This is a genomic window from Streptomyces sp. JLYT201 (genome assembly GCF_059448825.1).
The window spans coordinates 6,546,567-6,559,763 of sequence record NZ_CM182551.1 but is presented as its reverse complement, the minus strand read 5'-3'; the positions used below and the strand labels follow the sequence as shown (position 1 = coordinate 6,559,763).

The 13,197-nt window shown below is 72.0% G+C and carries 14 protein-coding genes; 9 read left to right on the top strand and 5 right to left on the bottom strand.

Annotated elements, in window-relative coordinates; genetic code table 11:
• The first annotated feature begins 43 nt into the window (after positions 1–43).
• Positions 44–1,501: an MFS transporter gene (locus AC5WAM_RS27725; RefSeq protein ID WP_495519165.1), complete on the top strand. Its 1,458-nt coding sequence runs from the start codon at positions 44–46 to the stop codon at positions 1,499–1,501.
• A 5-nt stretch (positions 1,502–1,506) separates the two neighbouring features.
• On the opposite strand, the gene AC5WAM_RS27720 is transcribed toward AC5WAM_RS27725, so the two are convergent.
• On the bottom strand, positions 1,507–1,998 hold the full coding sequence (locus AC5WAM_RS27720; RefSeq protein WP_172386912.1) for a cupin domain-containing protein: 492 nt from the start codon (positions 1,996–1,998) through the stop codon (positions 1,507–1,509).
• A gap of 170 nt (positions 1,999–2,168) precedes the next feature.
• Between AC5WAM_RS27720 and AC5WAM_RS27715 the strand changes: the two genes are divergently transcribed.
• The 4 genes from AC5WAM_RS27715 to AC5WAM_RS27700 all read left to right on the top strand — a co-directional run bounded on the left by AC5WAM_RS27715 (position 2,169) and on the right by AC5WAM_RS27700 (position 6,089).
• Entirely contained in the window at positions 2,169–2,675 is a 507-nt protein-coding gene (locus AC5WAM_RS27715) for a MarR family winged helix-turn-helix transcriptional regulator (protein ID WP_495519164.1), read from the top strand.
• A 147-nt stretch (positions 2,676–2,822) separates the two neighbouring features.
• Positions 2,823–3,839 carry an aldo/keto reductase gene (locus AC5WAM_RS27710; protein ID WP_495519163.1) on the top strand — a complete coding sequence of 339 codons (1,017 nt, stop codon included), beginning with the start codon at positions 2,823–2,825 and terminating at the stop codon, positions 3,837–3,839.
• A gap of 35 nt (positions 3,840–3,874) precedes the next feature.
• The gene (locus tag AC5WAM_RS27705; protein ID WP_495519162.1) at positions 3,875–4,468 is read left to right on the top strand and encodes a TetR/AcrR family transcriptional regulator; all 594 of its coding nucleotides are present in this window, start codon (positions 3,875–3,877) and stop codon (positions 4,466–4,468) included.
• A 91-nt stretch (positions 4,469–4,559) separates the two neighbouring features.
• Positions 4,560–6,089, top strand: coding sequence for a GMC family oxidoreductase (locus tag AC5WAM_RS27700; protein WP_495519161.1), 1,530 nt, complete (start codon positions 4,560–4,562; stop codon positions 6,087–6,089).
• A 22-nt stretch (positions 6,090–6,111) separates the two neighbouring features.
• On the opposite strand, the gene AC5WAM_RS27695 is transcribed toward AC5WAM_RS27700, so the two are convergent.
• Positions 6,112–6,321, bottom strand: coding sequence for a hypothetical protein (locus AC5WAM_RS27695; RefSeq protein ID WP_366793510.1), 210 nt, complete (start codon positions 6,319–6,321; stop codon positions 6,112–6,114).
• A 75-nt stretch (positions 6,322–6,396) separates the two neighbouring features.
• Positions 6,397–7,779, bottom strand: a complete 1,383-nt coding sequence (locus AC5WAM_RS27690) for a glycine--tRNA ligase (RefSeq protein WP_138959628.1) — start codon at positions 7,777–7,779, stop codon at positions 6,397–6,399.
• 288 nt (positions 7,780–8,067) lie between these two features.
• Here AC5WAM_RS27690 and AC5WAM_RS27685 point away from each other — a divergent pair, with 288 nt between their 5' ends.
• The 4 genes from AC5WAM_RS27685 (at position 8,068) to AC5WAM_RS27670 (ending at position 11,379) form a co-directional block, all read left to right on the top strand.
• Positions 8,068–9,066, top strand: coding sequence for a metal ABC transporter substrate-binding protein (locus AC5WAM_RS27685; RefSeq protein WP_366793509.1), 999 nt, complete (start codon positions 8,068–8,070; stop codon positions 9,064–9,066).
• Positions 9,067–9,107: 41 nt separating this feature from the next.
• The gene (locus AC5WAM_RS27680; RefSeq protein WP_366793508.1) at positions 9,108–9,902 is read left to right on the top strand and encodes a metal ABC transporter ATP-binding protein; all 795 of its coding nucleotides are present in this window, start codon (positions 9,108–9,110) and stop codon (positions 9,900–9,902) included.
• 10 nt (positions 9,903–9,912) lie between these two features.
• A complete protein-coding gene (locus AC5WAM_RS27675; RefSeq protein ID WP_366793507.1) occupies positions 9,913–10,806 on the top strand; it encodes a metal ABC transporter permease in 894 nt (297 codons plus the stop codon).
• A gap of 159 nt (positions 10,807–10,965) precedes the next feature.
• A complete protein-coding gene (locus tag AC5WAM_RS27670) occupies positions 10,966–11,379 on the top strand; it encodes a Fur family transcriptional regulator (RefSeq protein ID WP_495519160.1) in 414 nt (137 codons plus the stop codon).
• A 76-nt stretch (positions 11,380–11,455) separates the two neighbouring features.
• Here the strand turns inward: AC5WAM_RS27670 and AC5WAM_RS27665 are convergent, their stop codons facing one another.
• Both AC5WAM_RS27665 and recO read right to left on the bottom strand, forming a co-directional pair.
• Positions 11,456–12,277 carry an isoprenyl transferase gene (locus tag AC5WAM_RS27665; RefSeq protein WP_399612415.1) on the bottom strand — a complete coding sequence of 274 codons (822 nt, stop codon included), beginning with the start codon at positions 12,275–12,277 and terminating at the stop codon, positions 11,456–11,458.
• Positions 12,278–12,335: 58 nt separating this feature from the next.
• On the bottom strand, positions 12,336–13,082 hold the full coding sequence (gene recO, locus AC5WAM_RS27660; protein ID WP_172386327.1) for a DNA repair protein RecO: 747 nt from the start codon (positions 13,080–13,082) through the stop codon (positions 12,336–12,338).
• Positions 13,083–13,197 lie beyond the last annotated feature (115 nt).

Below are 13,197 nucleotides of genomic sequence, written 5' to 3'. Positions count from 1 at the left end.
CCGCCCGGGGCGCGGCACCCGCCCCGGGGATACCGTCGGCTGTATGCCCGAGTCCGAGCTGAGCCCCCGGCGGCGCCACCTGGTGCTCGCGATCTGCTGCATGAGCCTGCTGATCGTGAGCCTGGACAACACCATCCTGAACGTCGCCCTGCCCACCATGGCCAGGGAGTTCGACACCAGCATCTCGGGCATGCAGTGGACGGTCGACGCGTACACCCTCGTCCTCGCCTCGCTCCTGATGCTGGCGGGCTCGACGGGGGACCGCGTCGGGCGCCGCCGGGTGTTCCAGGCGGGCCTCGCCGTCTTCACCCTCGGCTCGGTCCTGTGCTCCCTCGCCCCGAACCTGGAGTCGCTCGTCGCCTTCCGCATGATCCAGGCGGTGGGCGGCTCCATGCTCAACCCCGTGGCCATGTCGATCATCACGAACACCTTCACCGAGCCGCGCGAGCGGGCCCGCGCCATCGGGGTGTGGGGCGGGGTGGTCGGCATCTCCATGGCGGCGGGCCCGCTGGTGGGCGGCCTGCTCGTGGACGCGGTGGGCTGGCGCGCGATCTTCTGGGTGAACCTGCCGGTGGGCCTCGTCGCGCTGTTCCTGACCAGCCGGTACGTCCCGGAGTCCCGCGCGCCGAAGCCGCGCCGCGCCGACCCGGTCGGGCAGGTCCTGGTGATGCTGCTGCTCGGCGCCCTCACGTACGCGATCATCGAGGCGCCCACGGCGGGCTGGACCTCGCCGCTGATCATGCTGTGCGCGGGCACCGCGGCGGCGGCGCTCGCGGGGCTGCTCCTGTACGAGCCGCGCCGCGCGGAGCCCCTCATCGACCTGCGGTTCTTCCGCTCGGCGCCGTTCAGCGGGGCCACGGTCATCGCGATCAGCGCGTTCGCCGCCCTGGGCGGCTTCCTGTTCCTGTCCACCCTCTACCTCCAGGACGTACGCGGCCTGGACGCGCTGCACGCGGGCCTGTGGATGCTGCCCATGGCGGCGATGACCTTGGTGTGCGCCCCGCTCTCCGGCCGCCTGGTCGGCAGCCGGGGCCCACGGCTCTCCCTGCTGATCGCGGGGGTGGCGATGACGGCCTCCGGTGTCCTCTTCGCCGCCTTCGACGCGGCGGCCGAGCCCGCCACCCGCCTGGTCGCCTACGTCCTCTTCGGCATCGGCTTCGGCGTCGTGAACGCGCCCATCACCAACACCGCCGTGGCCGGGATGCCCCGCGCCCAGGCCGGTGTGGCCGCCGCCGTGGCCTCCACCAGCCGCCAGATCGGCCAGACCCTCGGCGTCGCGGTGATCGGCGCGGTCCTGGCCTCCGGCGTCACGTCGTCGTACGCCCGGGACTTCACGGCGGCGAGCCGCCCGGCCTGGTGGATCATCACGGCCTGCGGCGCCGCGGTGCTCGTCGTGGGCGCCCTGACCAGCGGCCCCTGGGCCCGCACCACGGCCCGCCGCACGGCGGCCCGCCTGACACCGGAGCCGGACGGGGTGCCCGAGGTGTCCAGGCCCACCTGACGGGGTCAGCCGAGGTCCTCCTCGAAGTAGCTGTCGTGGCGCACGCGGAACTCCTTGAGTTCCTCGCGCTCGCGCTGGGACACCTCCGCGACCCTTTCGAAGAACTCCTCGCGCGGGGCGCCCGGGGTGAAGAGCATCAGCATCGACATGGGCTCGTCGGTCGCGTTCTTGAAGGCGTGCAGGCCGCCGGGCGGCACGTACAGGAAGTCGCCGCTGCGGCCGGTCACCCACTTGTCGCCGTTGAAGAGCTCCAGCTCACCGGAGAGGACGTAGAAGGCCTCCGACATCGCCCGGTGGAAGTGGGTCTTGGCACCGGCGGCACCGGCCGCGAGATCCACCTGGTAGAGGCCGTACTCGCCGCCGGTGGACTCCTGCGTGGCGAGGTAGCGGTAGGCGTCGCCGCGCGGCGAGACGAACTCCGGCGGGGTGTCGGCGGTGCGGAAGGAGGCGTTCACTTCGCCCTTGTCGCCGTGGTAGCGGGGTGCGGGGTAGGACATGGCGGTGCCTTTCGTCAGGTTTCGTGCGGTCGTGCGGTCGTGTGGTCGGGCGGGCGGCGGCGAACACCTCCTTCGACGCCGAATGTTTCGATGTCGAAATAAAACCATGCCGTATCCTTCGATGGCAAGCCTCTTAAGGTTGAAACAAATGACACGGCAAGGAGCCCGGCATGGCCGACGCGGTGGACCTGATCACCGAGCAGTGGCGCACGGAGCGCCCCGAACTGGCCGACGCCCTGGGCACGGTGGAGGTCTTCGGGCGCATCCAGCGGATGCAGCGCGTCTACGACCTGCACTTCAAGAAGCTGACCGACGCGTTCGGCCTGAACCTGGGCGAACTGGACATGATCTTCACGCTGCGCCGCTCCGGACCGCCCTACACCCTCACCGCCGGAGCCTTCGCCAAGGCCGCCCTGGTGAGCCCCGGCGCCGTCACCAACCGCATCGACCGCCTGGAGGACAAGGGCCTGGTCGAACGCGTCCGCGAAAGCAGCGACCGCCGCTCGGTGCAGATCCGCCTCACCGGGCGCGGCGCCGCCCTCGCCGTCGAGGCCCTCACCGCCCACCTGCGCGACTACGAGGAGATCCTCGCCCCCCTCACCCCCCAGGAGCGCGACCAGATCTCTTCCGGCCTGCGCAAGGTCCTGACCGCCCAGGGCGACACCGCGCTCGACTGACGCCGGGCGGCCCGGCCGAGCCGAAGTTACAAATTACAGAACTTGAAATCTGTAACCGCGAGGTGCATGCTGGAGGCACGGCGCTCGTCCGGGCCTCCCCGGGGGCCGGGGCGCCGTCCCCTACCCAGCACACCCCCAGGAGCCCTCATGCGCACCCTGAAGCTCGGCAGCACCGGTCCCGTCTCCTCCGCTCTCGGCCTCGGCTGCATGGGGATGTCCGCGCTGTACGGCGAGGCGGACCGGGGCGAGTCGATCGCCACCCTGCACGCCGCGCTCGACGCGGGCGTCACCCTGCTGGACACCGGCGACTTCTACGCCATGGGCCACAACGAGCTGCTCATCGGCGAAGCCCTGCGCACCGCGCCCGCCGCGCACCGCGAGAGGGCGCTCACCAGCGTGAAGTTCGGCGCCCTCCGCGACCCGGACGGCGGCTGGGCCGGCTACGACGGGCGCCCGGCCGCGGTGAAGAACTTCGCCGCGTACTCGCTCCAGCGCCTCGGCGTCGACCACATCGACGTGTACCGCATCGCCCGCGTCGACGAGACCGTGCCGATCGAGGAGACCGTCGGCGCCATCGCCGAGCTGGTCGAGAAGGGCCACGTACGGCACATCGGCCTTTCCGAGGTGGGCGCGGACACGCTGCGCCGGGCCGCCGCCGTCGCGCCGATCTCGGACCTCCAGATCGAGTACTCCCTGATCTCGCGCGGCATCGAGGACGAGATCCTGCCCACCGCCGCCGAGCTCGGCATCGGCGTCACCGCGTACGGCGTGCTCTCGCGCGGCCTGATCTCCGGGCACTTCACGCGCGACCGCAAGCTCGCCGCGAACGACTTCCGCGGGGTCAGCCCCCGCTTCCAGGGCGAGAACCTCCAGCGCAACCTCGACCTGGTCGACGCCCTGCGGAAGATCGCGGAGGCGAAGGGCGTGAGCGTCGCGCAGACCGCGATCGCCTGGGTGCTCGCCCAGGGCCCGCGGTTCGGCGCGAGCATCGTGCCGCTGGTCGGTGCCCGCCGCAGGGACCGCCTCGCCGAGGCCCTCGGCGCCCTGGACGTCCAGTTCGACGCCGCCGACCTCGCCGCCGTCGAGGAGGCCGTGCCCGCGGGCGCGGCGGCGGGCGAGCGCTACCCCGAGGCGCAGATGGCACACCTCGACAGCGAGCGCTGACGGGGGCGCCGACGGCGCCGGGTACCGTCTTGACCATGGCTACGACCGAGACCCTGACCGCCGAGCGCATCCTCGCCACGACCGAGGACGTGCTGCGCCGCCACGGGGCCGCCAAGGCCACGGTGGTGGACGTGGCCCGCGCGCTCGGCGTCAGCCACGCCGCCGTGTACCGCCACTTCCGCACGAAGGCGGCGCTGCGGGAGGCGGTCACCGAGCGCTGGCTGGACCGGACGACGGCCGAGCTCCAGCGCGTGGTGGAGGACCGCTCGGTGGGCGCGGACGAGCGGCTGCGCCGCTGGTTCACGGTGCTGTTCGCGGCCAAGCGCAAGAAGGCGGGCGGCGACCCGGAGCTGTTCGCGACCTACGAGGTCCTGCTCGGCGAGAACAGCGGCGTGGTGGAGGCGCACATCGCCGACCTGGTCTCCCAGCTGCGCCTGATCGTCGAGGAGGGCGTCGCCCGGGGCGAGCTGGCCTCCCCCGTCGCGGACGCGGGGCTCACGGCCCGCGCGGTCTTCGACGCCACCGGCCGGTTCCACGACCCGGGCTACTCCCGCGAGTGGTTCACGCCCGGCATCGACGAGGCCTTCGCGGCGGTCGTCGAGCTGACCCTCGCCGCCCTCCGCCCCTGAGTTCCCCGCGGTTTCGGCGTTTCGCTGCGCCCCGGCCGCCCCTCCTGATTGCCTGGCCCCACCCATCACCCAGGCAGACAGGAGAGGCCAAGTGGCTTTAGGGGCAAGGGAGTTGGCGGCGGAGTACGACTACGTCGTCGTGGGGGCCGGGTCCGCCGGATGTGTCGTCGCGGCCCGGCTCAGCGAGCAGCGGGACCGCACCGTACTGCTCCTCGAAGCGGGCCCCGAGCGCCCCAAGGCGGACCTCGCGACGCCGTACGCGTGGCCGTCGCTGATGGGCGGCGACGCCGACCACGGCTACCGGACGGTGCCGCAGCCGGGCGTCGGCGGGATCTCGCTGCCGTGCCCGAGGGGCCGGACGCTCGGCGGGTCGAGCGCCATCAACGGCCTGGTGTTCCTGCGCGGGCACCGCGCGGACTACGACCGCTGGGCGGCGGCGGGCTGCGCGGGCTGGGGCTTCGACGACCTGCTCCCCCACTTCAAGCGGATCGAGTCGGTGCCCGGCGGCGACCGGGCATACCGCGGGGACGCGGGCCCGCTGCGGGTCGCGCCCGTGCGGCCCGAGGACGCCAACCCGCTGTCCGCGGCCTTCGTCGAGGCCGCCGTCGCGGCGGGCCACGCGCGCACCGACGACTTCAACGGCGCGGACCAGGAGGGCGTCGGCTGGCCCGACCTGACGATCGCCGACGGGGCGCGGCAGAGCGCCGCCGACGCGTATCTGCGCCCCCTCGACGGCGCCCGGCCGAACCTGACGGTGTCCGCCGACTCCCGCGCGCGCAGGCTCCTCCTCGACGGCGACCGGTGCACGGGGGTGGAGTTCGTCCGCGGCGGCGCCCCGGTCACGGCGCACGCGCGCGCCGAGGTGATCGTGTGCGCGGGGGCCGTCGACTCGCCCCGGCTGCTGCTGCTCTCGGGCGTCGGCCCCGCCGACGAGCTGCGCGCGGCGGGCGTCGACCCGCGCCACGAGCTGCCGGGCGTGGGCCGCGCGCTCCAGGACCATCCGCTGTGCGGGGTGGTCTTCGAGGCGGACCCGCCGATCCCCGCGGGCCGGGCGAACCTGTCGGAGGCGTCGTTGCACTGGCGCAGCGAGGCGTCCCTTCCGGGGCCCGACATGCAGCTGCTGTGCGTCCACGTCCCGTACCACCCGCCGACGCTCGCGGCGCCGGAGAACTGCTTCACGCTCGGCGTGGCCACGGTGCCGCGCTCCCGGGGCGCGGTGCGGATCGCCGACGCGGACCCGGACACGCCGCCGCTGATCGACCCGGGCTATCTGACCGACGAGGACGACGTGCGGCGCATGCTGCACGGCATCGAGGTGGCGCGGGAGATCGCGGCCGCCGGGCCGCTCGCCCGCTGGGGAGCGCGGGAGGTGCTGCCCGGCCAGGCGCGTGCCCGCGCGTTCCTGACGGCGGCGACGGGGCCGTACTTCCATCTGGCGGGCAGCTGCGCGATGGGCACGGGGGCGGAGGCCGTGGTCGACCCACAGCTGCGGGTGCGGGGCCTGCGCGGCCTGCGCGTGGCGGACGCGTCGGTGATGCCGTCGATCGTGTCCGTGAACACGCACGCGGCGGCGCTGGTGATCGGCGAGAAGGCGGCGGACCTGGTGCGGTCCGGGGTCTGAGGCCCGGCCCGGAGGCGGGCCCCTAGGGCCGGGCCGCCGGATTCACCGTCGCCTGGTGGATGCGCTCCAGATGCTCCTCGGCCTGGAGCCACGGCAGGAACCGCGCCCTCGCGCGCCAGCCGCACGTGTCACAGACCAGCTGCCGCCGCAGGCCCGCGCGGTGCAGGCGCACGACGTGTCCGCGCCCGTGCTGGTCCCATCTGCTGACCTTGCTCGTGGCCGTCGTCCGCATGGCCCTCAGTGTGCACCGGAGCCCCCGGTTCCGTTCCGGGAACCGGGGGCTCGGTGGCGCAGTGGTGCGGTCGCGTCAGCAGCCGACCAGGCGCGTGGCGAGATAGCCCTCGATCTGGTCGAGGGAGACCCGCTCCTGCTTCATGGTGTCGCGCTCGCGCACGGTCACCGCGTTGTCCTCAAGGGTGTCGAAGTCGACGGTGACGCAGTACGGCGTGCCGATCTCGTCCTGGCGGCGGTAGCGGCGGCCGATGGCGCCCGCGTCGTCGAACTCGATGTTCCAGTTCTGCCGGAGCGCGGCGGCCAGGCCCTTGGCCTTCGGCGACAGCTCCGGGTTGCGGGACAGCGGCAGGACCGCGGCCTTCACCGGGGCGATGCGGTGGTCGAAGCGCATGACCGTGCGCTTCTCCAGCTTGCCCTTGGCGTTGGGCGCCTCGTCCTCGAAGTACGAGTCGAGCAGGAAGGCGAGCATGGTGCGGCCGACGCCGGCCGCGGGCTCGATGACGTACGGCGTGTAGCGCTCGCCGGCTTCCTGGTCGAAGTACGACAGGTCCTGGCCGGAGGCCTTGGCGTGGGCGGACAGGTCGTAGTCGGTGCGGTTGGCGACGCCTTCCAGCTCGCCCCACTCGTTGCCGCCGAACTGGAAGCGGTACTCGATGTCAGCGGTGCGCTTGGAGTAGTGGGAGAGCTTCTCCTTCGGGTGCTCGTACCACCGCATGTTCTCCTCGCTCAGGCCGAGACCGGTGTACCAGTTCCAGCGCTGCTCCATCCAGTACTCCTGCCACTTCTCGTCCTCGCCCGGCTTGACGAAGAACTCCATCTCCATCTGCTCGAACTCGCGGGTGCGGAAGATGAAGTTGCCGGGCGTGATCTCGTTGCGGAAGGACTTGCCCATCTGGGCGATGCCGAACGGCGGCTTGCGCCGCGACGTCGTCTGCACCTGGGAGAAGTTGGTGAAGATGCCCTGCGCGGTCTCGGGGCGCAGATAGGCGACCGAGCCGGAGTCCTGGGTCGGGCCGAGGTGCGTGGAGAGCAGGCCCGAGAACTGCTTGGGCTCGGTGAACTGGCCCTTGGTGCCGCAGTTGGGGCAGTTGATGTCCGCGAGGCCGTTCTCGGGGGCGCGGCCCTTCTTCTCCTCGTACGCCTCCTCCAGGTGGTCGGCGCGGTAGCGCTTGTGGCAGGAGGTGCACTCGGTCAGCGGGTCCGTGAAGGTGGCGACGTGGCCGGAGGCCTGCCAGACCTCGGTGGCCAGGATCACGGACGAGTCGATGCCGACGACGTCTTCCCGCGAGGTGACCATGTAGCGCCACCACTGGCGCTTGAGGTTCTCCTTCAGCTCGACGCCCAGCGGTCCGTAGTCCCAGGCGGCGCGCTGGCCGCCGTAGATCTCGCTGCAGGGGAAGACGAAGCCTCGGCGCTTGCTCAGGCTGACGATGGTGTCGATCTTGTCGGCGGCCACGGTGCTCTCTTCATTACGACGACGACGAAGCGGCCGCCCTGCGGGGCGGCGGCTCCAGGAGCGAATGCTTCAGGTTACCGGCGCCCGCACCCCCCGGATCAAATCGGTTCTCCCCCCGGCCGATTCCCTCCCGCCCGCCCGCCCTTCTCCTCCGCCTTCGCCCCATTCCCCGCGGCCGCCCGGCCGGGCCCGGCGGCGGCACGGGTACCGGGGCGCGGGGCGTGAGCCCGCGCACAGGCGCCGCCCCTTTGTTGACAATCGTTTCCATAATTGTTGAAAATGACTGTCATGAACGTACGACGCCACCTCATACCCCGCACCGCCCTCGCCGCCGCCGCGGCCCTCGGCCTCGCCACGCTCTCGGCGTGCGCCTCCGACGACGCCGCGGCCACGAACAACAAGGGCAAGCTCGACGTGGTGGCGTCGTTCTACCCCATGCAGTACCTCGCGGAGCAGATCGGCGGGAAGCACGTCGAGGTCACCACCCTCACCGAGCCCGGCCAGGAGCCGCACGACCTGGAGATCAGCGCCAAGCAGCGCGCCCAGCTGGAGGAGTCCGACGCGGCCCTCTATCTGAAGGGCCTCCAGCCGAACGTGGACGAGGCGATCAGCCAGTCCGGCATCAAGACGAAGATCGACGCGACGACCCTCACCAGCCTGGAGGAGCACGGCACCGAGGTGGGCGGCCACGCCGAGGAACACGCCGACGAAGGCGCGGAAGGCGAAGACGGCCACGAGGGTCACGACCACGGCCACGACCACGGCGGCAAGGACCCCCACATCTGGCTGGATCCGGTCAGGTTCGGCGAGGTCGCCGAGGGCGTCGGCAAGGCCTTCGCGAAGGCCGACCCCAAGCACAGGGCCACGTACGAGAAGAACACCGAGGCCCTGGTGAAGAAGCTCAAGGGCCTCGACACGGAGTTCAGGAACGGCCTGAAGGACACCAAGTCCAAGGTCTTCATCACCACGCACGCGGCCTTCGGCTACCTCGCCGAGCGCTACGGCCTCACCGAGGAGGCCATCTCGGGCCTCGACCCCGAGGGCGAGCCGAGCGCGAACCGCGTGCGGGAGCTCCAGAAGATGGCGAAGGCCGACGGCGTGACGACGGTCTTCTACGAGACGCTCGTCAGCGACAAGACCGCGCGGACCCTCGCGGACGACACCGAGCTCAAGACGGACGTACTCGACCCGATCGAGGGCATCACGGAGAAGTCCCGGGGTGACGACTACGTCCAGGTGATGCGGTCGAACCTGAAGTCCCTGCGCACGGCGCTGGGCGCCGAGTGACCACCGGCCGAGGGCCGACCCCCTCCGGAAAGGGGCCCGACATGGGCGACGCGACACGTGCCACGAGCGGCGCGGGTGAGCCCGTCATATCCCTGCGCCGGGTGACCGCCGAGCTCGGCGCGCGCCCGGTCCTGCGCGGCATCGACCTGACGGTCGGCGCGGGCGAGGTCGTCGCGCTGCTCGGCGCGAACGGCTCGGGCAAGTCCACCGCGGTGCGCGCGGTCATCGGCCAGGTGCCGGTGACGGGCGGCACGATCGAGCTCTTCGGCACGCCGCGCCGCCGCTTCCGCGCCTGGTCGCGCGTGGGCTACGTCCCGCAGCGCACCACGGCCGCGGGCGGCGTGCCCGCGACCGTCACGGAGGTCGTGGCCTCCGGCCGCCTCTCGCGCACCCGCTTCGGCGTGCTGCGCAAGGCCGACCGGGAGGCCGTGCGGGACGCCCTGGAGCAGGTCGGCATGGCGGACCGGGCCAAGGACTCCGTGAACGCCCTGTCGGGCGGGCAGCACCAGCGGGTGCTCATCGCCCGCGCCCTGGTCTCCGAGCCCGACCTGCTGATCATGGACGAGCCGATGGCGGGCGTGGACCTCGCCAGCCAGGAGGTCCTCGCGGCCACCCTGCGCCGCCAGGTGGAGCGCGGCACCTCGGTCCTGCTCGTGCTGCACGAGCTGGGCCCCCTGGAGCCGCTGATCGACCGCGCGGTGGTGCTGCGCGACGGCTGCGTGCTGCACGACGGGCCGCCCCCGAAGGCCGTGGGCCAGCACGCGCTGCCCGGCCACGACCACGTACATCCGCACGAAGCCGACGCGGCCCCCGTCCGCACCGGCCTGTTGACCTGAGGACCCGGCGATGGAAATCCTGAACTACGCGTTCATGCAGCGGGCGCTGCTCGCGGCCGTCCTCGTCGGCATCACGGCCCCGGCCGTCGGCATCTATCTGGTGCAGCGCCGCCAGGCCCTGATGGGGGACGGAATCGGCCATGTGGCGATGACGGGCGTCGGCCTGGGCTTCCTGCTCTCCACGTCTCCCGTGTGGATGGCGACGGCCGTCGCCGTCGTCGGCGCCGTGATCATGGAGCTGATCCGCTGGTACGGCCGCACGCGCGGCGACATCGCCCTCGCGATGCTGTTCTACGGCGGCATGGCGGGCGGCGTGATGTTCATCAACCTCGCGCCGGGCGGTTCGAACGCGAACCTCAGCTCGTATCTGTTCGGCTCGCTCTCCACCGTCTCGCAGGACGACGTGACGGCGATCTGTCTGCTCGCCGCGTTCGTGGTCCTGGTGACCGTCGGGCTGCGCCGCCAGCTGTTCGCGGTGAGCCAGGACGAGGAGTTCGCGCGGGTCACGGGCCTGCCGGTGCGCGCGCTCAACCTCCTCACCGCGGTCACCGCGGCGGTCACCGTCACCGTCGCCATGCGCGTGGTGGGCCTGCTGCTCGTGTCGGCCCTGATGGTGGTCCCGGTGGCGGCGGCGCAGCAGCTCACCCGCAGTTTCGCGGCGACGTTCGCGATCGCGGTGGCGATCGGCGTCACCGTGACGATCGGCGGCACGGTCACCTCGTACTACCAGGACGTGCCGCCCGGCGCGACGATCGTGCTCCTGACGATCGGGGTGTTCATCGCCCTGACGGTCCTGGCCGCGCCGCTCGCCCGCCGCAGGGCGCGGTCCCTGGCCAGGGGGGACGCGGCGTGCACGGCGGACGTGCCGGGCGCGCGAGGCACGGCGGACGGGGTCAAGGTCTGAGGAGGCTTCCGTCGGGGCAGTGATCGAAGAGGCATGGTCCAGACCGCGCCGGATCACTGACCGAGAGCACTCTGGTCACGGTGGAGTACCGACCTGGCACAATGGCGGGGCGGGAATCGACTTGTGACAGCTGTGCGGACGAGGCTTGAGGAGGCATCTGTGACGACGGCGGGACCCCCCGTGCGAGGCCGGGCCACACGGCAAAGAGCCGCGGTGGCGGCGGCTCTCGACGAGGTGGACGAGTTCCGCAGCGCGCAGGACCTCCACGACATGCTCAAGCACCGCGGCGACTCGGTCGGCCTGACCACGGTCTACCGCACGCTCCAGTCCCTCGCCGACGCCGGCGAGGTCGACGTCCTGCGGACCAACGACGGCGAGGCGGTCTACCGCCGCTGTTCGACCGGCGAGCACCACCACCACCTGGTGTGCCGCGTCTGCGGCAAGGCCGTGGAGGTCGAGGGCCCGGCGGTGGAGAAGTGGGCGGAGGCCATCGCCGCGGAGCACGGATATGTGAACGTGGCGCACACGGTCGAGATCTTCGGCACGTGTGCCGACTGCTCGGCGCGGGACTGACGCGCCCTTCGCGGGCCGGTGGCCCGCCCACCCACCTTTGAGGGTGTGGGGTACTCCGTACCCCACACCCCTTTTCTCAGCCCTTCTTGAGCTGGTCCTCGTTCGGGATCGCGCCACCGAAGCGGCGGTCGCGCGAGGCGTACTCCAGGCACGCCCGCCACAGGTCGCGACGGTCGAAGTCCGGCCACAGGACGTCCTGGAAGACCATCTCGGCGTACGCGCTCTGCCAGATCAGATAGTTCGAGGTGCGCTGCTCGCCGCTCGGGCGCAGGAACAGGTCCACGTCCGGCATGTCGGGGTAGTACAGGTACTTCGCGAGGGTCTTCTCGGAGACCTTGGACGGGTCGAGCCGCCCGGCGCGCACGTCCTCGGCGAGGGCCTTCGCGGCGTCGGCGATCTCGGCGCGGCCGCCGTAGTTCATGCAGAAGTACAGCGTCAGCTTGTCGTTGTCCTTGGTCTGCTCCTGCGCGACCAGGAGTTCGTTGGCCACGGACTTCCACAGCTTGGGCATGCGGCCCACCCAGCGCACGCGCACGCCGAGCTGGTCGAGCTGGTCGCGGGACTTGCGGATGAAGTCCCGGTTGAAGTTCATCAGGAAGCGGACCTCGTCGGGCGAGCGCTTCCAGTTCTCGGTGGAGAAGGCGTACAGGGAGATGCTCCCCACGCCCATCTCGATCGCGCCCTGGAGGACGTCGAGGACGCGCTCGGCGCCCACCTTGTGCCCTTCGGTGCGCGGCAGGCCCCGCTCCTTGGCCCACCGGCCGTTGCCGTCCATGACGACGGCGACGTGCTGCGGGACGAGCTCGCCGGGGATCTTCGGCGGCCGCGCGCCCGAGGGGTGGGGCTCGGGCGAGGTGTACTCACGGCGGGACCGTCCGAGGATTCCGCGTCGTGCCATGGGGAGCTACTCCAGTTCTTAGCGATCTTCGCGGGCCGCGCGCCGCTCCGGCACGCGGCTACTTCTCCACGTACCGAAGCGAGCGCAGCCCGCGCTCCAAGTGCCAGTGCAGATAAGCCGATACGAGCCCGCTGCCCTCGCGCGCGTGCCGGGACTCGCAGGCGTCCGCCGTCCGCCAGTCCCCCGTCAGGAGCGCCGCGAGGTGCGTCAGGGTCTCCGCCGACGGTACGACGCTGCCCGGCACCCGGCAGTCCACGCAAATCGAGCCGCCCGCGGCGACCGAGAAGAAGCGGTTGGGGCCCGGCATGCCGCATTTGGCACAGTCGGTGAAGCTCGGCGCGTAGCCGTTCACGGCGAGCGAGCGCAGCAGGAACGCGTCGAGGACGAGGTGCGGCTCGTGCTCGCCGCGCGCGAGCGTCCGGAGGCCGCCGACGAGCAGCAGGTACTGCTGCACCGCGGGCTCGCCCTCGTGGTCGGTGAACCGCTCCGCCGTCTCCAGCATCGCCGTGCCCGCCGTGTACCGCGCGTAGTCGGTGACGATGCCGCCACCGTACGGAGCGATGATCTCGCTCTGCGTGCACAGCGGGAGGCCGCGCCCGATCAGCTCGCTGCCCCGCGCGAAGAACTGCACGTCCACGTGCGAGAACGGCTCCAGGCGCGCCCCGAACTTCGACTTCGTCCTGCGCACCCCGCGGGCCACGGCCCGCACCCGCCCGTGCCCGCGCGTGAGCAGCGTGATGATGCGGTCCGCCTCACCCAGCTTCTGGGTGCGCAGCACGACACCGTCGTCACGGAACAGGCTCATGGGCCCATTGTCCCGTACGCCCCGGGGGCGGCGGGCCGGGGCCCGTCGGCCCGTCGTTCGCCGCGTACGCCCGTCCACGAACCGGTAGCGTACGAGAACCAGTCCCGCAGACCGG